Origin of the sequence: Streptomyces sp. NPDC005808, assembly GCF_042871385.1 — a bacterium.
Classification (GTDB): Bacteria; Actinomycetota; Actinomycetes; order Streptomycetales; family Streptomycetaceae; genus Streptomyces.
Map to the genome: position 1 here is coordinate 759781 of NZ_JBIAIK010000002.1, position 24420 is coordinate 784200.

21 protein-coding genes are annotated in these 24420 nt (G+C 70.0%); 14 read left to right on the forward strand and 7 right to left on the reverse strand.

What is annotated here, in order from left to right; genetic code table 11:
• Positions 1–26: 26 nt before the first annotated feature.
• The 3 genes from ACFYPC_RS06905 to ACFYPC_RS06915 are packed head-to-tail and all read right to left on the reverse strand — an operon-like array spanning position 27 to position 4065.
• Positions 27–662: a GNAT family N-acetyltransferase gene (locus ACFYPC_RS06905; RefSeq protein ID WP_388671904.1), complete on the reverse strand. Its 636-nt coding sequence runs from the start codon at positions 660–662 to the stop codon at positions 27–29.
• On the reverse strand, positions 659–2362 hold the full coding sequence (locus ACFYPC_RS06910) for a glycoside hydrolase family 9 protein (RefSeq protein WP_388671907.1): 1704 nt from the start codon (positions 2360–2362) through the stop codon (positions 659–661). The genes ACFYPC_RS06905 and ACFYPC_RS06910 overlap by 4 nt, the downstream gene beginning before the upstream one ends.
• A 26-nt stretch (positions 2363–2388) precedes the next feature.
• Complete coding sequence (locus tag ACFYPC_RS06915; protein ID WP_388671910.1) at positions 2389–4065, reverse strand: beta-N-acetylhexosaminidase; 1677 nt, start codon at positions 4063–4065, stop codon at positions 2389–2391.
• Between the two features lie 103 nt (positions 4066–4168).
• Between ACFYPC_RS06915 and ACFYPC_RS06920 the strand changes: the two genes are divergently transcribed.
• The 10 genes from ACFYPC_RS06920 to ACFYPC_RS06965 all read left to right on the forward strand — a co-directional run bounded on the left by ACFYPC_RS06920 (position 4169) and on the right by ACFYPC_RS06965 (position 14355).
• Entirely contained in the window at positions 4169–5182 is a 1014-nt protein-coding gene (locus tag ACFYPC_RS06920) for an ABC transporter permease (protein WP_388671913.1), read from the forward strand.
• The gene (locus ACFYPC_RS06925) at positions 5179–6075 is read left to right on the forward strand and encodes a carbohydrate ABC transporter permease (protein WP_388671916.1); all 897 of its coding nucleotides are present in this window, start codon (positions 5179–5181) and stop codon (positions 6073–6075) included. Before ACFYPC_RS06920 ends, ACFYPC_RS06925 begins: the two co-directional genes overlap by 4 nt.
• Before the next feature lie 12 nt (positions 6076–6087).
• Positions 6088–7737, forward strand: a complete 1650-nt coding sequence (locus ACFYPC_RS06930) for an extracellular solute-binding protein (RefSeq protein WP_388671919.1) — start codon at positions 6088–6090, stop codon at positions 7735–7737.
• A gap of 51 nt (positions 7738–7788) precedes the next feature.
• Positions 7789–8544 carry a ThuA domain-containing protein gene (locus tag ACFYPC_RS06935; RefSeq protein WP_388671922.1) on the forward strand — a complete coding sequence of 252 codons (756 nt, stop codon included), beginning with the start codon at positions 7789–7791 and terminating at the stop codon, positions 8542–8544.
• Entirely contained in the window at positions 8541–9311 is a 771-nt protein-coding gene (locus ACFYPC_RS06940) for a sugar phosphate isomerase/epimerase family protein (protein ID WP_388671925.1), read from the forward strand. Before ACFYPC_RS06935 ends, ACFYPC_RS06940 begins: the two co-directional genes overlap by 4 nt.
• Positions 9312–9319: 8 nt before the next feature.
• Entirely contained in the window at positions 9320–10291 is a 972-nt protein-coding gene (locus tag ACFYPC_RS06945; RefSeq protein ID WP_388671928.1) for an NAD-dependent epimerase/dehydratase family protein, read from the forward strand.
• 110 nt (positions 10292–10401) lie between these two features.
• On the forward strand, positions 10402–11172 hold the full coding sequence (locus tag ACFYPC_RS06950) for a GntR family transcriptional regulator (protein WP_388671931.1): 771 nt from the start codon (positions 10402–10404) through the stop codon (positions 11170–11172).
• 253 nt (positions 11173–11425) lie between these two features.
• Entirely contained in the window at positions 11426–12460 is a 1035-nt protein-coding gene (locus ACFYPC_RS06955; RefSeq protein ID WP_388671934.1) for an SIS domain-containing protein, read from the forward strand.
• A 73-nt stretch (positions 12461–12533) separates the two neighbouring features.
• Complete coding sequence (locus tag ACFYPC_RS06960; RefSeq protein ID WP_388671937.1) at positions 12534–13439, forward strand: N-acetylglucosamine kinase; 906 nt, start codon at positions 12534–12536, stop codon at positions 13437–13439.
• Position 13440: 1 nt separating this feature from the next.
• On the forward strand, positions 13441–14355 hold the full coding sequence (locus ACFYPC_RS06965) for an alcohol dehydrogenase catalytic domain-containing protein (RefSeq protein ID WP_388671940.1): 915 nt from the start codon (positions 13441–13443) through the stop codon (positions 14353–14355).
• Between the two features lie 122 nt (positions 14356–14477).
• On the opposite strand, the gene ACFYPC_RS06970 is transcribed toward ACFYPC_RS06965, so the two are convergent.
• The 4 genes from ACFYPC_RS06970 to ACFYPC_RS06985 form a co-directional block, all read right to left on the reverse strand.
• Positions 14478–16697 carry an NADP-dependent isocitrate dehydrogenase gene (locus tag ACFYPC_RS06970; RefSeq protein WP_388671943.1) on the reverse strand — a complete coding sequence of 740 codons (2220 nt, stop codon included), beginning with the start codon at positions 16695–16697 and terminating at the stop codon, positions 14478–14480.
• Between the two features lie 155 nt (positions 16698–16852).
• Positions 16853–17953 carry a mechanosensitive ion channel family protein gene (locus tag ACFYPC_RS06975; RefSeq protein WP_388671946.1) on the reverse strand — a complete coding sequence of 367 codons (1101 nt, stop codon included), beginning with the start codon at positions 17951–17953 and terminating at the stop codon, positions 16853–16855.
• Positions 17954–18151: 198 nt separating this feature from the next.
• Positions 18152–18973 carry a crotonase/enoyl-CoA hydratase family protein gene (locus tag ACFYPC_RS06980; protein WP_388671948.1) on the reverse strand — a complete coding sequence of 274 codons (822 nt, stop codon included), beginning with the start codon at positions 18971–18973 and terminating at the stop codon, positions 18152–18154.
• A 209-nt stretch (positions 18974–19182) separates the two neighbouring features.
• Positions 19183–20169 carry a YbhN family protein gene (locus tag ACFYPC_RS06985; protein WP_388671951.1) on the reverse strand — a complete coding sequence of 329 codons (987 nt, stop codon included), beginning with the start codon at positions 20167–20169 and terminating at the stop codon, positions 19183–19185.
• A 195-nt stretch (positions 20170–20364) separates the two neighbouring features.
• On the opposite strand from ACFYPC_RS06985, the gene ACFYPC_RS06990 reads away from it, so the two are divergent.
• The 4 genes from ACFYPC_RS06990 to ACFYPC_RS07005 all read left to right on the forward strand — a co-directional run bounded on the left by ACFYPC_RS06990 (position 20365) and on the right by ACFYPC_RS07005 (position 23927).
• Positions 20365–22356 carry an ABC transporter ATP-binding protein gene (locus ACFYPC_RS06990; RefSeq protein ID WP_388672057.1) on the forward strand — a complete coding sequence of 664 codons (1992 nt, stop codon included), beginning with the start codon at positions 20365–20367 and terminating at the stop codon, positions 22354–22356.
• Positions 22357–22446: 90 nt separating this feature from the next.
• Entirely contained in the window at positions 22447–22866 is a 420-nt protein-coding gene (panD, locus tag ACFYPC_RS06995; protein WP_388671954.1) for an aspartate 1-decarboxylase, read from the forward strand.
• A gap of 48 nt (positions 22867–22914) precedes the next feature.
• Positions 22915–23259, forward strand: coding sequence for a GNAT family N-acetyltransferase (locus ACFYPC_RS07000; RefSeq protein ID WP_388671957.1), 345 nt, complete (start codon positions 22915–22917; stop codon positions 23257–23259).
• Positions 23259–23927 carry an arylsulfatase gene (locus ACFYPC_RS07005; RefSeq protein ID WP_388671960.1) on the forward strand — a complete coding sequence of 223 codons (669 nt, stop codon included), beginning with the start codon at positions 23259–23261 and terminating at the stop codon, positions 23925–23927. The genes ACFYPC_RS07000 and ACFYPC_RS07005 overlap by 1 nt, the downstream gene beginning before the upstream one ends.
• Positions 23928–24420: the final 493 nt, after the last annotated feature.

Genomic DNA, 24420 nt, shown 5'->3' on the forward strand with positions numbered 1-24420 from the left:
CTTCTGTCGCGCGGAGACCACACCGTTCAGTCCAGCGTCATCACCATCTGCGAGCCCCACTCCTGACGGCTGAGCTCGGTGAAGCCGACCGCCAGGTAGAAGGCGCGTGCCCCGGGGTTCCCGCTGCCCACGCCGAGGTGCAGCCCCGGTACGCCTCTGTCACGCAGGGCAGCGGTCAGCGCGCCCATCAGGCGGCGGCCGAGTCCGCTGCCCTGACCGCGGGGGAGGATGTCGATGTGCAGGTGCGCCGGGTGGCGGACGTACAGGTCGTCACGGCGCGGCCGGGTGCGGTGGAGATGGTCCACGCGGCGCCAGTCATGGGTGCCGTCCCCCGGGTCCACGGCGAGTGCGGAAGGGTAACGGGCGCGCAGACCGGGCCACCAGTTCTCTTCCTGCCACACCTCGAAGGAGTACGTGTCTGCCGTGGCGACGACATACCCGAGGGGGCCCAGCTCGTCGGTGGCGACAAAGGTGAGCGCGGGGTCCCCGGCCGGATAGGGCGCGGCGTAGATGTGGCCGAGCAGGTCGGGGTCGCGGTAGAGCGGTGTCGCGTCCCGTCCCGAGTCACCGGTCCTGAGACACACGCGGTACATGCCGGGCAGGTCGGCCGGATGAAAAGGGCGTACGACGGCAGGACCGAAGGGCTGCCCGGCAGCGGTCATCGGGCCGCCGCCGCGGCCAGCAGGAACCAGGCCGAATGCGGGATCCACTGTTCGGTCCAGCGCCAGCTGTTGCCGGTGTCCCTGTGGTGGTCGGGCATGAACGCGATGTCGTGCTCGTCCTCGAATCCGGAGGTGATCCCGTTGAGGATGCCTCCGGGGACGTTGGGATAGTCCGGGTGGTACTCGACGCTGTTGCGCCCGATTCCCTTGATCATGGAGGAGTCGAAGGGGTTGAGGCCGGTCACCCAGTGCAGCTGGTCCTCCGCCAGACGCAGCAGTCGCGGACGCAACTCGGCCGGGCAGTCGGGTAGTTCGGCAGCCAGTTGGGCCGCATAGGCCACCGAGCAGATGTTGGCGTTCTCGCCCTGCCACCAGTAGCCGGTCTCGTTGTCGTGCGGGTAGAAGAAGCTGGTGCGCGGGGCGGAATCCGTCGGCTGCACATACTGGCGTACACAGCCGAAGGGGTTGGCCACCTCGTCCGCGAGATGGGCCGCGTCGCGCATCAGGGAGAGTGCGGTCCTGCGGGCGGTCGGGGCGAGCGGGGAGTCGGGGCAGAGGCCGGCGAAGCGCAGGAGGGCGACGGCGGGGAGGCCGGATTCAGCGGCGTGGAAGAACGGACGCCCCGTCACATCGCCCAGGAGGTAGCCGAATCCGTGGCCCGAGTCGGTGTAGCGGTCGGTGAGTGCGGCGGCACGGCGCTCGGCGGCGGCCAGCACAACGGGATCGGGCTCCCCGGCGCCGGCCCGCAGCAGCTCCACGGCCGCGAGCAGCGCGCAGTAGTCGTCGATGACGGACTCCTCGCCGTCGTACAGGTACTCCTTGTTGTGCCGCTCAAGATGCTCGAATCCCCGGCGGGCGGCGGTCAGGTACTCGGAGCTGTCGAAGTCGCCGTGGTCGTTCAGCGTGGCGGCGCGGGCCAGGGCCGCGATCGCGAGGCCGCCGCCCTGACGGTAGGCCGCCTGCCAGCGCTGGGTGCGCACGCACTCCTGGAGCGGGGCGTTGATGACGCGCTCGTCGAGGTCCTTGGTGAGGGCGTCGAAGATCGCGGTGTAGAAGTAGCCTTCCGGCGACTGGAAGCGGACCAGGAAGTCGGCCCCGAACAGCGCCTCGTCACGCAGGCGGTCGCCGAGTACCCGGTGCAGGCGCGGGTGACGGTCCGCAAGGGTGTCGCTGACCTCCATGAACGCCCAGGCGCAGAAGGGTAGTTGCTGCGGGTTCATCATGCGGGTGTAGTTGAGATGGCTGAGGAACTTGCTGGGGTCGCCCGAGGCGTCGAGCCATCCGCCGCGGGCGTCGACCGTGCGGCCGGAGTCGTCCCCGTAGAAGCGGGTGTGGCGGTCCTTGCGGTCGATGGCGCCGCTGGAGCGCACCGAGCGGAAGTAGTACAGGACGTCCGAGAGCGTGCTCTGCTGGAGGAGGGTCGCGTCGACTCGGAAGTCGGCGGAGCGCTCGGTGCCGTACTCGATGCGGTACACGCCCGCTGTGCGCAGATCGGAGAAGTCGACCTGGCGGAAGGAGCCGACGGACCAGCGGTCGACGTGCTCCACGGGACCGACCGGCAGTTGCCGCCGGGTGCCCTCGCCGACCAGCGTGGCCGTGGCAGCCAAGTCGCCACTTTCCTGAGGTGAGTTGAGCAGGACGATCGCCTTCTTGGAGGCGGCCGTGTTGTAGCCGATGTGGCTGACGAGGATCTTCGTCACGGGGGTTCCTCCGGGCTGGCGGTCGCTCACGGCTGGTCTGAGATCGAGTCGAGCCACTTGCGGGTCTCCGCGATTCTGCCGGGTGAGGAGCGTTTCCATACGCCGGTGCCCCCGGTCTGCCACGGGTGGGGACCGGCGAGCGGCCGGTACTCCACGCCCATCGCGTCGAGCCGCCGCAACTGGCGTACGAGCCTTGCGTCGAAGTCGGCAGGGTCCGGGATGCCGCCGGACCACAGGACCTCGGCGAGGGCGCAGGCGCGCGGGAAGGCCAGATAGTCCAGGTACCGCTCGTCGGGCACCCACTCCGTCCAGATCTGGAACTGCCCGCCGAGGACGTGGGCCCGCTGCTCCTGGGACCAGGCGGTCGGGGCGGGTGCGAAGTCTGCCACGTCGGTCAGGGTGATCGGGCCGCCCTCCGACCGGCGTTCGGCGTCGAGGTCGGACTGGTCGAAGTTGAAGTAGGTCGGGAACAGCGGGGAGCGTACGACATCGTGGGTGCCCGCGGCACGGGCCGCGGCCTCGTCGCCGCGCCAGGCCATGACGATCGTGTCCGGCAGCACGCCTCCGGTGACGTAGCCCTCGTCCCAGACGATCATCCGGACGCCGAGCCCGGCCAGGAACCGGCCGAGCGAGCGCAGGAAGTGCCCGTGCATCTCGCGTGGTTCGGTGTATCCGGACGCCGCCATCGCCGCTGCCACCTCGGGGTCCTCGGCCCACCAGTCCATCGCGCACTCGTCGCCGCCGAGGTGGACGTACGGCGCACCGGTCGCCTCGATGATCTCCTCCAGCACGTCGCGCAGATACGCCTCGGTGCGGGCGAGCGGGGCGACCGAGGTGCCGCCCTTCCACACCGTGTCGAGGACGGCCTGCGGCTCTCCGGGGCGGCCGAGATGGGGGGCCGCCGCACGCAGGGCCGAGGTGTGGCCGGGCACGTCGATCTCAGGGACGAGGGTGATGCCGCGCAGCCGGGCGTAGCCGGCGATCTCGGCGAGGTCGTCGAGGGTGTAGTAGCCGCCGTGCGGGGTTCCGTCGTCGGGGCCGTCAGGGCCGAGCCGGGTGGAGGCGCGCCAGGAACCGACGGTGTGCAGTTCGGGGTGGCGGCGGCTCTCCACGCGCCAGCCCTGGTCGTCGGACAGGTGCAGTTGCAGCCGGTTGAAGCGGTGGGCGGCCAGCAGGTCGATGTAGCGCAGGACCGTCCGCTTGGGGAAGAAGTGGCGTGCGACGTCGAGCATCGCGCCGCGCCAGGCGAAGACGGGTTCGTCCTCGACGAGCCCGCAGGGCACTCGCCACCCCTCGGAGGGCGGACCGGCCGCACGTCGGTGGACGGCGTCAGGGAGCAGTTGGCGCAGTGTGGTCAGGGCCTGCGCGATCCCCTCGGTGCCGCCCGCCGTGATCTCGACCTGGGTGGGCGAGACGCGCAGGGTGTAGGCGCCCGGGGCATAACCATCGGCCCCGTCTGTGAGCAATACCCGTGGGTCCTCAGTGGTATTGCTTGGTATGCCCGGCATTGTGCCGTGGAGCAACTCGGAGAGAAAGCTCCGCAGCATGGCTCCGGCCAGTGGGGAGTGGGCTCCAGCGATGGGCATGTCGGCGGTCAACCTGCAATGACCGGAGGTGACTTGGGTCCGTCCGGGGCGAGGCAGCAGAGCACGAAAGGCGTCCAAGACGGGTCCCAACTGTCGACAGTGCGGAGGGTTCGTCACTCAAGTCCCGCCGCGACGCTACTTGTTGTATTGCTTTGGTTCAAGTGGTACGTTCCCCGAACTCTTCTGGTACCTGCGCAGTCCCCAGTGTCGAGAGGTCCCCATGACCGTCAATGCCGCGCAGTCACGCCCGGCCGAGTCCTTGCAGGGCCGACCGGTTCACCCACCCCCGCACCAGCAGACCGGCAAAGAGCCGGGCACGACTCGCGCCAAGTCCTTCGTCACACGCCTGCGGCAGGATTCGCCGTTGCTGCTGATGACGGCCCCGGCAGTCCTGGTCCTGCTGCTGTTCACCTACATACCGTTGCTCGGCAGCGTCGTCGCCTTCATGGACTACGTGCCGTTCCTCGGCTTCACCCAGTCCCAGTGGGTCGGCTGGGACAACTTCACGGCCCTCTTCCAGGACGACCTCTTCTGGGGCGCCCTGACCAACACCTTCGAGATCACCTTCCTCCAACTGCTCCTCTTCTTCCCCGTGCCGATCCTGCTCGCCGTGCTCTTCAACTCGGTGGCGATGCCGGCGGTGCGGAACTTCGTGCAGTCGGTGATCTACCTGCCGCACTTCCTGTCCTGGGTGATCATCGTCGCGCTGTTCCAGCAGATGCTCGGCGGCGGCGGAGTCATCAGCCGCATTCTCGTCACCCACGGGAAAAACGGCCTCGACATCATGTCGGACCCGGGCACCTTCCAACTCCTGCTCACCTCGCAGGCCATCTGGAAGGACGCCGGCTGGGGAACCATCGTCTTCCTCGCCGCGATCGCCGCCATCGACCCGCAGTTGTACGAGTCCGCCGCCATGGACGGCGCCGGCGCGCTGCGCAGGTTCTGGCACATCACGCTGCCCGGCATGCGTCCCATCATCGTTCTGATGCTGATCCTCAGGCTGGGGGACGCCCTCACCGTCGGCTTCGAGCAGATCCTGCTGCAGCGCGACGCCGTCGGCCCCGGAGCGGCCGAAGTCCTCGACACGTTCGTGTACTTCAACGGAGTCCAGGACGGCAACTGGGGCGTGGCCACCGCGGCGGGCCTCCTGAAGGGCGTGGTCAGTCTTGCCCTCGTCCTCGCCGCGAACAAGCTCGCCCACCGCTTCGGCGAGGAAGGGATCTACCGGCGATGACCACTTCCGTCCAACGCCCTGTGTGGCAGGGCAAGCCCAAGCCGATCGCACTCGCCCTCAAGGGCCTCGCGCTGGTCCTGATCGCCGCCGTGGTGATCTTCCCCTTCCTCACGGTCGTCTCCACCAGTCTGGCCACCAAGAAGCAGATCGACGCCAACGGCGGCTACGTGCTGTGGCCCACCAGCGTCTCCTTGGAGGCCTACCGGCAGATCTTCGACGGCACGGGTGTCGCCCGGTCCATCGTGGTGAGCGTCGGAGTCACCGTGGTGGGCACGGCCTTCAGCCTCCTGTGCACGGTCCTCGCCGCCTACGGCCTCAGCCGCAGAGGAGCGCTCTTCCAGCGCGGACTGCTGTCCTTCGTACTGATCACGCTGCTGTTCGCGCCCGGCATGATCCCCGTCTACCTGATGGTCAAGCAGCTCGGCATGCTCGACACCTACTGGGCCCTGATCATCCCCGGCGCGGTGAGTGCCTTCAACGTGGTGATCGTGCGGGGCTTCATCCAGGCCATCCCGCAGGAACTCTTCGACTCCGCGCGGATGGACGGCGCGGGGGAGTGGCGCATCTTCGCGTCCATGGTGCTGCCGCTGTCGAAAGCGGTGATCGCGGTCGTCGGCCTCTTCATCGCGGTCGGCTACTGGAACAACTACTTCGGTCCGCTGCTCTACCTCAACGACTCGAACAAGTGGCCGCTCCAACTGGTCATGCGGAACTTCGTGCTGGCGAGCAACGTCAGCTCGACCGCGCCGATCGCCGAGGTCCAGGACCAGCCGCCGGCCCAGTCCGTGCAGATGGCCCTTGTCGTCATCGCCACGCTTCCGATCCTGTGCGCGTATCCCTTCCTCAGCAAGCACATGTCCAAAGGCATGCTCACCGGGGCCATCAAGGGCTAGGAGACAGACAGAATGCCGATCAACCCCCAGTTCAGCCGCCGTACCCTGTTCAAAAGCGCCGCCTTCACCGCGCTGAGCGCCACTTCGTTGTCCGCGCTGACCGCGTGTTCGGGCGGCTCAGGGGTGAGCTCCGCCCCCGCAGGCAAGGCGGTTCCCGTACCCACGTACGTCGAGCCCGTGAACACGCCGAAGCCCCTGCTGCCGGCCACCGCCGAGGGCGTCATGGCTGTCTACGAGTCCTTCCCGATGAACGGCCCGCGCACGGTGAAGGAGGCGCCCGGCGACGGCAAGGAGTTCGAGTTCCTGGTCATGACCTACGGACAGCCCGCCCCGCCGCTGGACGAGAACGTCTACTGGCAGCTGCTCAACAAGGAGCTGAACCTCCAGCTCAAGCCGCTCAGGGTGCCGTACGCCGACTTCGCCACGAAGTTCCCCGCACTGGTCGCCGGTGGTGACCTGCCCGAGGTCGTGTCCGTGCCGATGGCCATGAACGTGGCCCGCCTGCCCCAGCTCGCCGAGGCCCAGTTCACCGACCTCAGCGAGTACCTGTCGGGCGACGCCGTGAAGAAGTACCCCAACCTCGCCGGCATCCAGCAGGCGAACTGGCTCAACGGCTATCTCAACGGCCGCATCTACGGTGTCCCGAAGTCGGACCCGCCGTTCACCAGCCAGCTCTTCGCCAAGAGCGACGTACTGCAGCAGGCCGGCGCCAACCCCGCACCGAAGACTCTCGCCGAACTCAAGGAGATGGCGAAGGCGGTCACCGACAAGCGGGCCGGCATCTACGCGTTCTGTAGCGGCGTCGGCGACATGCTCACCGTCGAATGCATGATGATGATCTTCGGCGTGCCCAACCGGTGGACGCAGAAGAGTGACGGCAGTTTCGTCACCTACTACGACCACGAGCAGTTCATACCCGCTGTCGCCGCCCTCGCCGACCTGAAGAAGGCGGGCTACTTCCACCCCGACACCGCGACCATGAGCAAAGTGCAGCGAGACTCGCTCTTCCGTTCCGGGAAGATCGCCGTCATCGCGGACGGCGTCCGCGGTGTCGGCATCGTCGCGGACGACCGCGACCTGAAGTTCAGCCTGATCGATCCGTTCGAGAAGGACGGCGGCAAGGCAACCCACTGGCAGGGTGCCGGGGCGTACGCCATGACCATGCTGAAGAAGACCGGCGACAAGCAGAAGATCGACCGCTTTCTGCGCGTCCTCGACTACCTGGCCGCCCCTTTCGGCTCGCACGAGTCCTTCGTCCTCAGCTACGGCGTCGAGGGCAGCGACAACGACTACACCGTCAAGGACGAGGTCGCCGTTCTCACCACGCGTGGCCAGCGCGAACAGGACCTCGGCTTTGCCTACATCGCGGGCGGACCACAGGTCCTGTGCGATCCGCAGGGCGCGCCCGGTGTCGACCGCATGTACCACGAATGGCAGACCAAGGCCGCCCCGGCGCTGCTGCCCAACCCGGCCGTCCACCTCTACTCCGAGACGTACAACACCAAGGGGTCCTCCCTGGAACAGCAGATGAGGGACGCCATCACGGCCGTCACCCTGGGCCGTTCGCCCGCCTCCAGCCTCAAGGACGCCGTGCGCACCTGGAAGCAGAACGGCGGCGACCGGATGGCCAAGGAGTACGCCGAGTCCGCACAGCAGGCGTAACCGCACCGCACGGCCGCGCCCCGCACGCGGCCGTTTTCAGGAAGGACCCGGATGAAACTGCGAGGCTCCGCCTCGGCCCTGGTGGTGGTGGAAGGAACCGACCTCCACCACGACCTCATCGGCGCCGCCCTGGCGCTTCAGGAGATCGTCAGCGAAGCCGGACTGTCCACGGCGCGCGCCGTCGGCCTCGACCGCTTCACCGACCCGATGCCCGCCACCGCAGAAGCCGACGTGTACGTCCTGTACCGCTCGTCGACCGTCTTCGACCCGCGCCAACAGCAGGCACTGGCCGACCTGGTGGCCTCCGGGAAAGGTCTCGTCGCCCTGCACGCCAGCAACCTCTTCGGCTTCGGCGAGGGCGGCCTGGACGCGGACCGCACGGCGTACGAACTCATCGGGTCCCGGTACCTCTCCCACGGCGACTCCGGATCCGAAGGCCGCTTCGACGTCCGGATCCGCAGCGACCACCCCGTCACCCGCCACCCCGTCACCCGCCACCTGGACGACTTCGCCATCGACGACGAGTACTACGTCCTCGAATACGCCGAAGACGTAACGGTCCTCGCCGACCGCGAGCGACCCGACGGCTATACCGAACCACTCGTGTACGTACGCGAGCACGGCGTGGGCCGGGTCTGCTACAGCGCTCTCGGCCACGACCCGCGCGCCTGGGGCAACCCGGGCTTCCGGCAGCTGGTGCGCCAGGCCGCGCTCTGGGCCGCCGGGCTCGACGACGTGGACACCGTGGAGAGCTGGTCCACCCGCTGGCCGCTGGGCAACGGGCGCACGATCGGAGACCGCACATGACGACATCACCCCCGCCGGTGATCGCGGCGCAACTGTGGTCGCTGCACAGCGAGGCAGCCGACGACCTGCTCGGCGTCCTGGCCAAGGTCGCGGCCCTCGGCTATCCGGCCGTCGAGACCATCAGCCTGTACGGGCACCGACCGGCACGCGTGCGCGCCGAGTTGGATGCTCTTGGCCTCGTACTGTGCAGCGCCCATGCCCCCTTCCCCGTCGACGAGAACGCCGACAACATCCTCGACGCGTACGAGGAGTTGGGTGTCGACACCCTCGTATGGAGCATGGAGCCCGAGGAGTTCACCAGTGTCGACGCCATCCACCTGGGCGCCGACCGTGTCAACCGCGCTGCCGCGAATGCCGCCGTACACGGCATGACCATCGCGTACCACAACCACTTCGCGGAATTCCGCAACGTCTTCGAGGGCCGTACCGCGTACGACATCCTGCTCGACGCACTGGAGCCCTCCGTACTCCTCCAGCTCGACACCTACTGGGCCCACACCGGAGGAGTCGATCCCGCGGCACTCGCCGCGTCGCTGGGCGACCGCCTTGTCTCCGTCCACCTCAAGGACGGGCCGGCGCGCGGCATGGACGACTACATGGTGCCCTTCGGCGACGGTGTCGTGGACGTGGAGGCCGCCGCCCGCGCGAACCCGTCCGTGCGCTGGAACATCGTGGAAATGGACCGCTCCCACCACGACATGTACGAACTCCTCGGCCGCAGTTACACGCACCTGGTCGGGCGCGAACTGGCCCGCGGAAAGAGGTGAGTCCCACGATGCGCGTCCTCTTCCTCGGCGGCACAGGCGTGCTCAGCGCCGCCTGCGTGGCCGAACTCGCCCAGCAGGACGTGGAGCTGACGATCGTCACGCGCGGCCGTGACACGCGGCGACCCGTCCCGCCGAACGTCAGGGCCCTCCACGCGGACGTCCACGACACCGACGCGATGAGCGCCGCCCTCGCCGCGACCGAACTCTTCGATGTCGTCGTCAACTTCATCGGCTACCACCCCGACGACATCGCCGCCGACGTCGCCCGGTTCACCGGCAGGACAGGACAGTACGTCTTCATCTCCACCGGATCCGTCTACGCCCGTCCCGCGCCCCGCCTCCCCGTGGACGAGTCCTCGGCCCGCCGTGCCGGGAACTTCGACTACCCCCGGTTGAAACTGGAGTGCGAGGAGGCCCTGGAACGCGCCTACCGCCGCGACGGGTTCCCCGCAGTGATCATCCGGCCCGCCCACGTCTACGACGAGACCGTCGTGCCCCTCCTCGCGGGCTGGACGGTCATCGACCGCTGGCGGCGCGGACGGCCCGCCGTCGTGCACGGAGACGGCACCTCACTGTGGAACCTCATGCACGCCCGCGACTTCGCCCACGCTTTCACCGGGCTGCTCGGCGACGACCGCCTCACCGGAGAATCCCTGCACATCACCTCGGACGAGATCCTCACCTGGGACGGCATCCACACCTCGCTCGCCCGCGCCGCGGGCGTCGAGCCGCTGCTCGTGCACCGCTCCAGCGAGGACATCGGCCGCGAGATCCCCTGGATGGGGCCCGTACTCACGGAGGACTTCCGCCATTCCCTCATCTACGACAACAGCAAACTCCACCGGCTGCTCCCGCAGTTCACCTCGGGCACGCCCTTCCGCAAGGGCGCCGTCGGCATCATCGACCGGTTCGACGCCGAGCCCGACCGCCGGGGCACCGACAAGGAACTCGATGCGGCCTTCGACCGGCTGGCCGGATGAAACGGGGCACCTCAATGGAACAATGGACCGGAACCGTACGACGGGCCGGAACCCACTCGCACATCGACACCGCACGAAATGCGGCAGGAACAAGGGGAGGTCAGGACACGGTGAACACGACGCCTGAGGACACCCTGGCGCCCATCGCCGCGGACCACCACGAACCCCTGTGGGTGCAGGCCGTCGCGGTGATCGAGCAGCGGGTCAAGGACGGTTCGCTCCCTGCCGGGCGACGCCTTCCCGCCGAGCGTGAGCTGTGCGGGCAACTGGGCATCAGCCGTGTCACGCTGCGGCGCGCACTGCGTGAGCTGGTCGAGAAGGGGATCCTCAGCTCCTCGCACGGACGCGGCTGGTATGTCGCGGAGCGCGGCGGCACCGACCGGGAATGGCCCAACTTCCTGGAGTCGTTCAGCGAAACCGCACGCCGCAAGGGTCTGACGCCCTCCTCGCTGGTGCTGAGCGCGGACGTCAGCCCGGCCACGCTCGACGAGGGCGACGAGTTCGGGGTGGCCGCCGGGACGGAACTCTTCCGTCTGGACAGGGTCCGGCTGCTCGACGGGCTGCCCATCGGCGTCGACTCCTCGCGGGTCCCGCTGAACCTGGCGCCCGGCCTGAGCGAGGCCGACTTCACCCACGCATCCATGCTGGACGAGCTGACCGCCGCTGGGTCCGAACCCCTCGACGCCGAGTCGATGGTCGAGTCGCGCGGCTGTCCCGCCGACCTGGCTCCGCACCTGGACATTGCTCCCGGTGACCCGGTGCTCGTCATGGAGTCGGCGATGACGGACGCCAAGGGGCGGGTCGTGCTGATCACGACCATCACCTACCGGGGTGACCGGTACCGGCTGCGGACATCGTTCGCGCGGGGCGGGTCCGCCTGAGGCGACGCCCGCCCGGGATGTGAGAGCGAGAGAGTCCCGCGCAAGGGTCTGAAATTCCGTTCCGTCACCGGGCATCCGCGTGCCTGGCGTGGGGCGGCTGCTTCCCCCGTGTCCGTCTCCTCGTACGTCTCGTACCGCCGGCCGCAGGTCCTCGTACACACATCCAGTAGCCCCCGCCGCTTCGAGCGCCCCCAACGCCGTCCGCAGCAACATCCCGGCGCCGACATCGGCGTCCCCCACGAAAGGAACTCCCGTGCCCGCAGCTCCCGAAGGGACCATTCCGTACTCCCAGGGCCGAGCGGCTCAGCCCGCCGCCCTGGAACGGATCGTGCCCCATGTCACCGCTCAACTCGACGAACTGCGTGGCGTGTTGACAGCACGACGTCCCGTCTTCACGGGCATCGGCGCGAGCCATGCCGCGCTCGCCCTGCCCGTACGGCTGCTGGAGGAGTACGGACTGCCCGCCCGCCGCGTACTCGCCGGTGACCTCGTACCCGAGACGGTCTTCGCCGATGCGGACCTTGTCATCGGGGTGTCCCAGTCCGGCCGCAGCACCGAGACGCTCGACGCGCTCGCGTATGTCGCACCCGAACACCGCGCCGCCCTGGTCAACGTGGCCCCGTCCCCGCTCGCCGAGAACGCGGCCCATCGCATCGACCTCGGCAGCGAACCCGACAGCTACGCCTCCACCGTCGGCTACACGGGCACGCTCATCGCGCTGACGATGGTCGCCCGAGCCCTCGCCGGCCGGTCCTCGGCGCAGATCACCGCCGAATGGGCGGGCATCGCGGGGCTGCTGGAGGAACTGGAGCGAGCGATCAGCACCACGGTCGACGAGTTCGCGGCACGGGCCGCCGACTCGGTCGCCGCGGACCTCGTCGCCTCGGGCGCCGCGCGATCCGTCACGGAGGCCGGGGCGCTTCTGCTGCGCGAGGTCTGCCGGGTCCCTGCCACCGCTCTGGTCACCCGCAACTACCTGCACGGCGCCATGGAGTCGGCGGGGCGAACCCTGCACGTCACCGTCGGAGACGGCCGCGAACTCGACCTCGCCCGCACGCTGGCCGAGGCGGGCCACCCCACCCTCGCCCTCACCTCCGCCCCCCTCACCGGAGTCGGCCTGCTGTACGCCGTCCCGATCCCCGGCCACCTCTCCCTCCCGGTCCGCACGGTCCTGCAGACGAGCGTCGTGCAGCGACTCGCGGGTGCGCTGGCCCAGGCACGTGGCGTCGACATCGAGGACTTCGTCTTCCACCACGCCGACACCAAGACGGAGGAGGCCGTCGGATGACCCCGATCCCGACCCCGCCCCTGTCTTCGTCCAAGGCCCGCACCTGCAGCACCGAGACCGAGGAGCGCGCGGCATGAGGCCCGTCATAGCAGGCGTCGACATCGGCGGAACCAAAACCCACATCCTCCTCGCCGACGCCGTCACCCACACCGTGACCGACGACGTCACCGTGCCGAGCACCGACTGGCAGACCCGCGACCTCCACCGGGCGGCGGACTGGCTCATCGCCAGGCTGCGCGCCATAGCCGACGACGTGGAACTCGTCCGCATCGCCGTCGGCGCCCACGGGTGCGAGACGCCCGCGCAGAGTTCACTGCTCGCCGGTGCCCTGGGCACCGCACTGGGCGGCATCCCGGTCACCGTCGTCAACGACGCCGAACTGCTCGTCCCGGCGGCCGGGTTCGAGCACGGCATCGGAGTCGTCGCCGGGACCGGCTCCATCGCTGTCGGGCGCCATCGCGACTCCGGCGTCCGGCTGTCCGCGGGAGGCTGGGGCTGGGTCCTGGGCGACGAGGGATCAGGCTCCGCTCTCGTACGCGAGGCCGCACGCGCGCTCCTCACCCAGGCCGACACCGGCACCGACCTCACCGCGGACCCCTTGACGAAGTCTCTGCTCAGCTCCTACGGCGCGGCGGATCTGCCCGAGCTGGCCGCCGCGATGAGCTGGGACGGCGGCGTGGAGACCTGGGGGCGCCACACCCAAGCGGTCTTCAACGCGGCGGACGAAGGCTCGGCACTGGCCCGCGACGTCATCGAGGAGGGGGGAAACGCGCTGGCGGGCCTGGTGACACGGCTGGCCGAGCGCGGAGCCCGCACCGACACGGTCGTCTTCGCCGGAGGTGTCATCACCGGCCGGCGGCGCCTGTGGACCGCTGTCACCGACCGCCTCGCCCACGATCTGCCGGGAACCGCACCGCACCTGCTCGACGTCCCGCCGGCCCGCGGAGCCCTGAACCTGGCACTTCACGGAGGTCACTGACATGCGCTGGTCCCAGGTGATCTCGGCCCGCACAAGTGAGACGGTCGAGGGCCCCGACGCCCCGCCAGGCCCCGGCGAAGTCGTCGTACGTACGGCGCTGTCCGGTCTGTGCACCTCCGAACTGCCGGCCTGGACGGGACACGACGGAGGTACGCCACTGCGCCTGGGCCACGAGATGTCGGGCGAGATCAGCGCGATCGGCCCCGGGGTGCACGGTTGGACAGTGGGGGAACAGGTCACCGGATTCGCCTCGGGAGCCTTCGCCGAGACCGTTCACGTCCCGGCCAAGGACCTGCTCCCACTGCCTCGCAACCTGAACGCCGGCACGGTCCTCGGGGAGCCCGTGGCCTGCGTGGTCGAGGCGCTGTCCAGGTGCGGGCCGGCGCCGGGGCGCCGGGTGGCCGTCGTCGGGCTCGGCTTCATGGGCCTGATCGCCGTCCAAGTGGCCGCGGCAGCCGCGCCGGTTCATCTCGTGGGCGTAGATCCGAAGCCCGAGGCCCGTGCCCTCGCGACCGGTCTCGGCGCGCACGAGGCGTGTGCGCCGTCCGATGCCGAACCCCGCTCGTACGACATCGTCGTCGAGCTCACGGGATCGGCGGCAGGACTGCGGCAGGCTGGCGAACTCACGGCGGAACACGGCACGTTGTGCGTCGCCGGTTACCACCACCACGGCCCACGCACACTGGACATCGAGCTCTGGTACCGAGGTGTCACCATCGTCAACGGCTTCACCCCACAGCGCCATCGCCAGCTCCAGGCACTCCGCGACGGCCTGGACCTGATGTCCGCCCGGCGGCTGACCCTGGAGCCGCTGCTGACCCACGAGGCCCGACTGGACGACCTCGACGAGGGATTCCGCCAACTCGCCGAGAGACCGGCCGGGTTTGTGAAGTGCGTCGTACGGCCCGGAGCCTGAACCACGGTCTACGGAAAGGTCTTCGTCGCCCCGGAACGGAACCGCCTCGGAACGCAACCGCCCCGGCCGGAGGATCCGGCCGGGGCGGCACAGGTCGCGGACCGGGGTCCGCGGACGGTGCGTCAGGCGAGGGTCGCGAGCGCGTCGTTCCAGGTTGCCGACGGGCGCATGATCGCGGCGGCCTTCGCGGGGTCGGGCTGGTAGTAGCCGCCGATGTCGGCGGGGGAGCCCTGGACCGCGTTCAGCTCGTCGACGATCGTCTGCTCCTGCGCACCCAGCGTCTCGGCGAGCGGGCCGAAGACCTTGGCGAGGTCCGCGTCGTCTGTCTGCCGCGCCAGCTCCTGTGCCCAGTACAGGGACAGGAAGAAGTGGCTGCCGCGGTTGTCGATGCCGCCGACGCGGCGGGTCGGCGACTTGTCCTCGTTGAGGAAGGTCGCCGTCGCACGGTCGAGGGTGTCGGCGAGGACCTGGGCGCGCGCGTTGCCCGTGGTCGTCGCGAGGTGCTCGAAGCTGGACGCCAGCGCGAGGAACTCGCCCAGGCTGTCCCAGCGCAGGTAGTTCTCCTTGACGAGCTGCTGCACGTGCTTCGGCGCGGAGCCGCCGGCGCCCGTCTCGAAGAGGCCGCCGCCCGCCATCAGCGGGACGATGGAGAGCATCTTGGCGCTGGTGCCCAGCTCCAGGATCGGGAACAGGTCGGTGAGGTAGTCACGCAGTACGTTGCCGGTGACGGAGATCGTGTTCTCGCCGCGGCGGATGCGCTCCACGGAGAGCTTGGTCGCGTCCTGGGGGGACAGGATGCGGATGTCCAGGCCCTCCGTGTCGTGCTCCGGAAGGTACCGCTTGACCTTCTCGATGAGCACGGCGTCGTGCGCGCGGGTCTCGTCCAGCCAGAACACCGTCGGGTCACCGGTGGCGCGGGCGCGGGTGACGGCCAGCTTCACCCAGTCCCTGATCGGGGCGTCCTTGGTCTGGCAGGCGCGGAAGATGTCGCCGGCGGAGACGGCCTGCTCCAGGACGACGTTTCCGGCCTCGTCGACGAGGCGGACCGTGCCGGTGGTCGCGATCTCGAAGGTCTTGTCGTGGCTGCCGTACTCCTCGGCCTTCTGCGCCATCAGACCGACGTTCGGCACGGTGCCCATGGTCGACGGGTCGAAGGCGCCGTTGGCGCGGCAGTCGTCCAGGACGACCTGGTAGACGCCGGAGTAACTGCTGTCCGGCAGGACCGCGAGGGTGTCCTGCTCCTGGCCGTCCGGGCCCCACATGTGGCCCGAGGTGCGGATCATCGCCGGCATGGACGCGTCGACGATCACGTCGGACGGCACGTGCAGGTTGGTGATGCCCTTGTCGGAGTCGACCATCGCCAGCTCCGGGCCCTCGGCGAGCTCCGCGTCGAAGGACGCCTTGATCTCGGCGGCCTCGGGCAGCGACTCCACGCCCTTGAAGATGCCGCCCAGACCGTCGTTCGGGGTCAGACCGGCGGCGGCGAACGTCTCGCCGTACTTGGCGAACGTCTTCGGGAAGAAGGCACGCACGACGTGACCGAAGATGATCGGGTCCGAGACCTTCATCATCGTGGCCTTGAGGTGCACCGAGAACAGCACGCCCTCGGCCTTGGCACGGGCGATCTGCGCCGTGAGGAACTCGCGCAGCGGGGCGACGTGCAGCACGGACGCGTCCACCACCTCGTCCGCGAGGACGGGTACCGACTCACGCAGCACGGTCGTGGAGCCGTCGTCACCGGCCAGCTCGATACGGAGCGAGCCCGCCGCGGAGATCACCGCGGACTTCTCGGTGGAGCGGAAGTCGTCGACGCCCATGGTCGCGACGTTCGTCTTCGAGTCGGACGACCACTTGCCCATGCGGTGCGGGTGGGTCTTCGCGTAGTTCTTGACCGACGCGGGGGCGCGGCGGTCGGAGTTGCCCTCGCGCAGCACCGGGTTCACGGCACTGCCCTTGACCTTGTCGTAACGGGCGCGGATGTCGCGCTCCTCGTCCGACTTCGGGTCCTCCGGGTAGTCCGGAAGCGCGTAGCCCTGCTCCTGCAGCTCGGCGACCGCCGCCTTGAGCTGGGGGACCGAGGCCGAGACGTTCGGCAGCTTGATGATGTTCGCCCCGGGCGTCTTCGCCAGCTCACCGAGCTCCGCGAGCGCGTCAGGGATGCGCTGATCCTCCTCCAGGAACTCGGGGAAGAGGGCGATGATGCGCCCGGCCAGCGAGATGTCACGGGTCTCCACAGTGACACCCGCCTGCGAGGCGTACGCCTGGACCACCGGCAGGAACGAATACGTCGCCAGGGCCGGGGCCTCGTCAGTGTGCGTGTAGATGATGGTCGAGTCAGTCACCGGGTGCTCCGCTCCACGTCTGCAACATTGCTCGACATCAAGATATCTCGTGAGTGACCCGACCTCGACAGGGGTCTGCCCCGGGCCGCGGCCTTCGGCTTCCGGATCATCGTCCGCGGCGGCCTGCGGGGTGCCGTGCACGAGGCCGGGCGGACTTACTCGGCCCGGCTCGGTGCCCGGGTCGTGGCGTCCCGCTGGTGGGGGATGGCCGACTCCAGGAACTCCAGTCCGCCGGGCTGCAGGGCGACCCTGCGCGCGGGCGCCGGAATCCGGATCCCCTCGTCCCGGTACCGCTTGTGCAGGCGCTTGATGAACTCGTGCTTGATCCGGTACTGGTCGCTGAACTCGCCCACGCCGAGGATCACGGTGAAGCTGATCCGGGAGTCACCGAAGGTGTGGAAGCGGACCGCGGGTTCGTGGTCGGGGACGGCGCCGGTGATCTCCGTCATCACCTCAGCGACGACCTCGGTGGTCACGCGCTCGACGTGGTCGAGGTCGCTGTCGTAGCCGACGCCCACCTGGACGAGGAGTGTCATCTGCTGCTCGGGGCGGTTGAAGTTGGTCATGTTGGTGCCCGCGAGCTGGGCGTTGGGGATGATGACCAGGTTGTTGGAGAGCTGACGGACCGTCGTGTTGCGCCAGTTGATGTCGACGACGTAGCCCTCCTCACCGCTGCTGAGGCGGATGTAGTCGCCGGGCTGGATCGTCTTGGACGCGAGGATGTGCACGCCCGCGAAGAGATTGGCGAGGGTGTCCTGGAGGGCCAGCGCGACCGCCAGGCCGCCCACACCCAGTGCGGTGAGCAGCGGGGCTATGGAGATGCCCAGCGTCTGGAGCATGACGAGGAAGCCCATCGCCAGCACCACGACCCGGGTGATGTTGACGAAGATGGTGGCCGACCCGGCGACGCCCGACCGGGACTGGGCCAGCGACCGGACGAGACCGGCGATGAACCGGGCCGCGGCGATGGTCGAGACCAGGATGAGGAGCACGGTCAGGGTCTGGTTGACGTTGTGCCCGACCGACCCGCTCAGCGGCAGCACGGCGGCCGCCGACGCGATTCCGCCGGCAATGGCCGCCGCGGGTACGAGAGTTCGCAGGGCGGCGACGATGAGGTCGTCGCCGCTCCAGTTGGTGCGGAGCGCGTGCTTGCCGAGCCAGCGCAGCAGCATGCGCGACAGGAACGCCGCGATGAGGCCCGCGACCACTGCGATCCCGGCAAGCATCCAGTCGTCCAGGGTGAGAGAGCGGTTCATCGGCGTTCCCCCTTGTGGCCGGAGGGAAGGCCCGTGGGCCGGATGTGCTGTGTCGTCACTTGCCACCTGCTCGAATCAGGGAATGCGCGATCAAGCCCGGACTGGTGTTCGTCATCCGGGGCGAGCGCTCATCCTGCCGCATCGGCGGGTGTGCCTGTCACCAGTCGTCGCGAGATCCGGCCCGCGACCCGCTCGCACTCACAACTGACCTGAACCGGAAACTGATTCACGGGATCCACGGGACTCACGGGACTCACGGGACTCATCGAACGAGCCGTGCCGGCCCGCTCCCGACGCGAAGCGGGCGGCGCCCTCCAGGCTCTCGGTCAACACGCCCATCCCGCGCCGGAGTTCGACGCGCATCGCCGCGGTCTCGACCAGGCCGTCCTGGTCCAGGACGGAGGCGCGGTCGCTGCGCAGGCATTCCTGGGGGAAGTCGGCGATGTCCGCGGCCAGTTCCTCGGCCGCCTCGCGGGCCCGGCCGGTCGGCACCAGGCGGTTGGCGAGGCCCATCCCGAAAGCCTCGGCGGCGGGCACCGGCCGGCCGGTGAGGATCATGTCCATCGCGCGGCTGGTGCCGATGAGCCGGGGGAGCCGTACGGTACCGCCGTCGATGAGCGGAACGCCCCAGCGGCGGCAGAAGACCCCGAAGACCGCGTCCTCCTCGGCGACCCGCAGATCGCACCAGAGCGCCAGCTCCAGGCCCCCGGCCACCGCGTGCCCCGCGACGGCCGCGATCACCGGCTTGGACAGGCGCAGTCTGGTCGGTCCCATCGGCCCGTCACCGTCCTCGGCGACCCGGTTGCCCCGCTCGCCGCCGATGGCCTTCAGGTCGGCGCCCGCGCAGAACGTGCCGCCCTCGCCCCACAGCACCGCTACCCGGGCCGACTCGTCGGCGTCGAACTCCCGGAAGGCGTCCGCGAGTTCGGCGGCGGTCGGGCCGTCCACCGCGTTACGGGCCTCGGGACGGGAGAGGACGACCGTGGTGACGTAACCCTGGCGTTCGATCCGGACCGGCATCGCTGACCCCTTCCCCGGGCTGCTGTCCTCCGAGGCTATCCGCGGGTCCGCGGCCGCGCACAAGCGTTACCGGTTCGCCGCCGCGCACAAGCGTTACCGGTTCGCCGCCGCGCACAAGCGTTACCGGTTCGCCGCTGCGTACAGGCGTTGCCGGTTCGCGACCGCGTACAGGCGGCGCGGGCTTGCGGCCGCGCACAAGCCGCGTGGGCTCAGATCACCTTCAGACGGACCAGCGCCCCCAGCGTCAGCGCGCCCGGCAGCAACGGCACCCACACCGTGATGATCCGGTACGCCAGCACCACCGCCGTCGCCACGGCGACCGGGCCGCCCGCCGCGACCAGCGCGATGATCAGCGCGGCCTCCACCGAGCCGATGCCGCCAGGCGTCGGCACCAGCGCGACCGCGACCGTCGCCGCGAGATACGCGACCACTATGTACGCGGGCGGCACCGACAGCCCCAGCGCCATTCCCACCGCGACCAGTCCGGCCGCCTGGAGTGTGGGGAAGGCGAGCGAACCGCCCCACAGGGCCAGCGCTCGTACCGGCCGGGTGTGCACCGAACGCGCCTCGCCGAGCGCGGTACGCAGGAAGGAGAAGACGGCCGTACGCAGCCGCCGTACCAGCAGGAGAGCCGGCGCCGCGACACCCAGCACCACGGCGCCGCCGACCATCAGGGGCCCGACCGCACCGTCCGGAAGGAGACCTCCGAGCCGCAGCGCGCCCGGGAAGGCGATCAGCAGGCCCGCCAGCAGGGTCAGCCGGGCTATCGACTCCGCGAGCAGGTACAGGGCGAGCGCGGCCGAGGAGCGGGCGAGCGGCACCCCGCACACCGTCATGAACCGCAGATTGACCGCGCTCGCGCCCAGGCCGGTGGGGAAGAGGTGGTTGGCGGCGCCCGCGGCGACCTGCGTGGCGAGGAGCCGGCGTACCGGCAGCCGCTCCATGACCGCACCCTGGCGTGTGACGGCGGCCGCGACCCAGGTCCCGCAGGTCGCGGCGGCGGCGGCCACGAGCCAGGGCCACTGGGCCGTCGCCAGATGGTGGAAGCCCTCAGCCAGCACGGACCAGTGCTGCACGGCGACCACGGTCACGAGGGCGAGCGGGAGCAGACAGAGGACCGGCCGGACGGACGAGCGGAGAGCCGACCGGAAGGCGGTGCGGCTGGGGAGCCCCTGGGGGAGACGTACGGCTGTCACACTCGGAGAGCTTTTCCACCTCGTACCAACAGGGGGTTGCGGGCGCGGAGACGGCGGCTGACGTGCTGGGCAAGGCGCGGGAGGCGTCGGCCGACATATCGGACGAGGGGAGAGAAGCGCCGAGTGGGCCGAGGGAAGTGCCGCCAAATGATTGACCTCAACATTGCTTGAGGTCATACCGTCACTGCCATGAGCATGGAGACCACAGCCTGGACACAGCTGCAGACTGTCATGAACGCCCGGCAGGAACGCCGCCCCTTCGCCCGCGCGACCCTGCGCCGTATCGCCGTCTTCGCCCGTCCGCACCGCCGCCGAATCGGCCAGTTCGTGGTGCTCAGCGTGCTGACCGCGCTGCTCGCCGTCGCGACGCCGGTGCTCGCCGGGCGCGTCGTGGACGTGATCGTGTCCGGCGGCGACGAGGGCACCGTCGTTCGCCTCGCCGCACTCATCGCCCTCATCGCGTTCGCCGAGGCGGCGCTCGGACTCCTCGGCCGCTGGCTCTCCTCGACGCTCGGCGAGGGACTGATCCTCGATCTGCGGACGGCTGTGTTCGATCATGTGCAGCGCATGCCGGTCGCGTTCTTCACACGTACCCGTACGGGCGCGCTCGTCAGCCGTCTCAACAACGACGTCATAGGCGCCCAACGCGCCTTCAGCAACACCCTGTCCGGTGTCGTCAGCAATGTCGTGACGCTGTTGCTCACCCTCGCCGTGATGCTGACCCTGTCCTGGCAGATCACGCTGCTCGCGCTCGCGCTGCTGCCCGTGTTCGTGGTGCCCGCGCGGCGGATGGGCAGCCGGATGGCCCGCCTGGCGCGCGAGGCCGCTGACCTCAACGCCTCGATGGGCACCCGGATGACCGAGCGTTTCTCCGCGCCCGGCGCCACGCTCATCAAGCTCTTCGGGCGCCCCGAGGACGAGTCCACCGAGTTCGCGGAGCGCGCCCGGCGGGTGCGGGACATCGGTGTGCGGACGGCGATGGCGCAGTCGGCGTTCATCACGGCGCTGACGCTCGTGTCCGCCCTCGCTCTCGCGCTCGTCTACGGCCTCGGCGGGTGGTACGCGCTGCGCGGCAGCCTGGAGCCGGGCGCCGTCGTCTCCCTGGCGCTGCTGCTGACCCGCCTCTACGCGCCGCTCACCTCGCTCGCCGGTGCGCGCGTCGAGGTCATGAGCGCCCTGGTGAGCTTCGAGCGGGTCTTCGAGGTGCTCGACCTCAAGCCCCTCATCGAGGAGAAGCCGGACGCGCGGAAGGTACCGGAGGGCCCCGCGGCCGTGGAGTTCGACGGCGTCCGCTTCGCCTACCCGTCCGCCGACAAGGTCTCCCTCGCCTCCCTGGAGGAGGTCGCGTCCCTGGACACCCGCGGCGGCGCCGAAGTCCTGCACGGCGTCTCCTTCCGCGCCGAACCCGGCCAGACCGTCGCCCTCGTCGGCTCGTCCGGCGCCGGGAAGTCGACCATCGCGCAGTTGCTCCCGCGGCTGTACGACACCGACGAGGGCGTGATCCGCATCGGCGGCGTCGACGTACGCGACCTGAGCGCGGAGTCGATGCGGGAGACCCTCGGCATGGTCACGCAGGACGGTCACCTGTTCCACGACTCGGTGCGGTCGAACCTGCTCCTTGCCCGCCCGGACGCGACCGAGGACGAGCTGTGGGACGTCCTGCGCCGCGCCCGCCTCGAAGATCTCGTCGGTTCGCTGCCCGACGGTCTCGACACCGTGGTCGGCGAACGCGGCTACCGGCTCTCCGGCGGCGAACGCCAGCGCATGACCATCGCCCGCCTGCTCCTGGCCCGCCAGCGCGTCGTCATCCTCGACGAGGCCACCGCCCACCTCGACAACACCTCCGAGGCAGCCGTCCAGGAGGCACTGACCGAAGCCCTGGAAGGACGGACCGCCGTGGTGATCGCGCACCGGCTGTCCACCGTGCGGGCCGCCGACGTGATCCTCGTCGTCGAGGCCGGGCGGATCGTGGAGCGGGGCACACACGACGAGCTGCTCGCGGTGGACGGGCGGTACGCGGAGCTCTACCGGACGCAGTTCAAGAAGTCGGGCACGGCCGGCGAGGGCACGGCCGGTGAAGGCACGGCCGGTGAAGGCAATACGGAGGGCGAGGGTACGGCCGGTGAGCGCAGTAAGGAGGGCGACGGCGTGACGGAGATCGCTGTCACGAAGGAGGCCGTGGCGTAGCACCGGCCGGGCGCCCGCCGTACCCTGGCGGGCGTCGGCGCGTACCCCTCACCGGGACGCGACCCTCCATACCCACAGGAGCTGTGGCTCATGCTGCGCACCATGTTCAAGTCCAAGATCCACCGCGCCACCGTCACCCAGGCCGACCTGCACTACGTCGGGTCCGTCACGATCGACGCCGAGCTGCTGGACGCGGCCGATCTGCTGCCCGGCGAGCTCGTCCACATCGTCGACGTCACCAACGGCGCCCGCCTGGAGACGTACGTCATCGAGGGCGAACGCGGTTCGGGAGTCATCGGGATCAACGGGGCGGCGGCCCATCTGGTGCACCCCGGTGATCTGGTGATCATCATCAGTTACGCTCAGATCTCCGACGCCGAGGCACGGGCACTGCGGCCGAGGGTGGTGCACGTGGACCGCGACAACCGGATCGTGGCCCAGGGCGCGGACCCGTCCGAGCCGGTACCGGACTCGGACCAGGAGCGCAGCCCGCAGGCCGTGTCGGCCTGACCTCACCGGCGGAATGACCTCTGCAGAGGAAGACGAGGAGTGGTGCCCATGAGCGACATCGAGATCCGCGACGACCGGTCGGCCGGCCGCCTGGAGGCTTTCGCCGGGGACGAAGTCGTCGGCCACATCGAGTACTTCGTCCTGGAAGCCCCCGCCCGCGCCCTCGTCCCGGTGCACACGATCGTGGAACCCGAGCACGAGGGCAAGGGCATCGCCGGCTCCCTCGCCCGCGAGCTGTACGCCATCGCCGCGCGCGAGGACAGCACGGTCGCGCCACTGTGCCCGTACGTCGTGAAGTGGGCGGCCCGCCATCCCGAGGAGGCTCCGGCGGCCGACCCGGAGCTGCAGACGGCGGCGGTCGAGTGGCTCAAGGCGCACCCGGGACGTTTCTGATGCCTCCGCGGTCCTCGACGCCTCCCCGGCCCGGTCCGCTCGCCCTGCTGCACACCTCGCCCGCGCACATCCCCGTCTTCGACGCACTGCGCGACGAGGACCACCCAGGACTGGAACTGCGGCATCTGGTGGCCGGGGAACTGCTGGCCAGGGCGCGCAGGGAGGGGCCCGAGGCGGTGGCCGGCGAGGTGCGGGCGGTGCTCGACCGGGCCGTCGCACAGGGCGCCGCGGCCGTGCTGTGCACCTGCTCGACCATCGGCGCCGTCGTCGAGCGTGCGGGCGCCGAGGTGCCCGTACTGCGCGCGGACCGTCCGATGGCCGCCGCGGCGGTGGCCGCAGGACCGCGTGTCGTCGTCCTCGCGTCGCTGGAGAGCACCCTGACGCCGACGGTCGCCCTCGTCGAGGAGGAGGCCCGCGCCGCCGGACGCCCCCTCGACATCCGAACCGTCCTCGTCGAGGGCGCTTGGGCACTCTTCGAGGCGGGCGACATCGACGGCTGTGCCCGCACGGTGGCGGCGGCAGCCGACGCGGTCACCGACGCCGACGCGATCGTCCTCGCCCAGGGGTCCATGGCCCCGGCCCAGCGCCTGACGACGACCACGATCCCGGTCCTGTCGAGCCCTCGCCCGGGTCTGGCCGCGGGGGCGCAGGCGGCACGCGGGAGCTGAATCCGCCGTGCTGCCTGGCCCACCTGGTCGCCTTCCGCTGCGCGAGGGGGTGAGTGGGTGCGCGGTAGCCGGGTACGCGTGGAAAAAGTCCAGGGCCGACGTACCGACTGGCTGGAGGACAACATGACCCACCCGTATCCCGACCCTGTGAAGCCGGACCCCACTCCGGGCCCCGACCGCCCGGAGCCCTTCCCGGACCCGATCCCCAAGCCGGGCCCCCGCCCGTCACCGGCACCGGAGCCCGTCCCGTCGCCGTCGCCGATCCCGCAGCCGCCGGGCCCCGACCCGGCACCGGAACCCCTGCCGGGACCTGCCTCCCAGGACTAGGAGCACAGACCGGCGGCCCGGACTGTGAGGAGAGACCGGTGGCCCGGGGGGGGACCCCCCCCCCCGGCCCCCCGGCGGGGGGGCGGGGCTGTGAGTGGGGGTCTCTAATGTGGGGGGGTTTTGGGATGGTTAAATGTGGCGCGCGCGCACGCCGCGGCCCCCAAAG

Coding starts and splice junctions, on each gene's coding strand:
- ACFYPC_RS06905 (WP_388671904.1), bottom strand. CDS start 662: ATGACCGCTGCCGGGCAGCCCTTCGGTCCTGCCGTCGTACGCCCTTTT.
- ACFYPC_RS06920 (WP_388671913.1), top strand. CDS start 4,169: ATGACCGTCAATGCCGCGCAGTCACGCCCGGCCGAGTCCTTGCAGGGC.
- ACFYPC_RS06925 (WP_388671916.1), top strand. CDS start 5,179: ATGACCACTTCCGTCCAACGCCCTGTGTGGCAGGGCAAGCCCAAGCCG.
- ACFYPC_RS06930 (WP_388671919.1), top strand. CDS start 6,088: ATGCCGATCAACCCCCAGTTCAGCCGCCGTACCCTGTTCAAAAGCGCC.
- ACFYPC_RS06935 (WP_388671922.1), top strand. CDS start 7,789: ATGAAACTGCGAGGCTCCGCCTCGGCCCTGGTGGTGGTGGAAGGAACC.
- ACFYPC_RS06940 (WP_388671925.1), top strand. CDS start 8,541: ATGACGACATCACCCCCGCCGGTGATCGCGGCGCAACTGTGGTCGCTG.
- ACFYPC_RS06945 (WP_388671928.1), top strand. CDS start 9,320: ATGCGCGTCCTCTTCCTCGGCGGCACAGGCGTGCTCAGCGCCGCCTGC.
- ACFYPC_RS06960 (WP_388671937.1), top strand. CDS start 12,534: ATGAGGCCCGTCATAGCAGGCGTCGACATCGGCGGAACCAAAACCCAC.
- ACFYPC_RS06965 (WP_388671940.1), top strand. CDS start 13,441: ATGCGCTGGTCCCAGGTGATCTCGGCCCGCACAAGTGAGACGGTCGAG.
- ACFYPC_RS06975 (WP_388671946.1), bottom strand. CDS start 17,953: ATGAACCGCTCTCTCACCCTGGACGACTGGATGCTTGCCGGGATCGCA.
- ACFYPC_RS06980 (WP_388671948.1), bottom strand. CDS start 18,973: ATGCCGGTCCGGATCGAACGCCAGGGTTACGTCACCACGGTCGTCCTC.
- ACFYPC_RS06990 (WP_388672057.1), top strand. CDS start 20,365: ATGGAGACCACAGCCTGGACACAGCTGCAGACTGTCATGAACGCCCGG.
- panD (WP_388671954.1), top strand. CDS start 22,447: ATGCTGCGCACCATGTTCAAGTCCAAGATCCACCGCGCCACCGTCACC.
- ACFYPC_RS07000 (WP_388671957.1), top strand. CDS start 22,915: ATGAGCGACATCGAGATCCGCGACGACCGGTCGGCCGGCCGCCTGGAG.
- ACFYPC_RS07005 (WP_388671960.1), top strand. CDS start 23,259: ATGCCTCCGCGGTCCTCGACGCCTCCCCGGCCCGGTCCGCTCGCCCTG.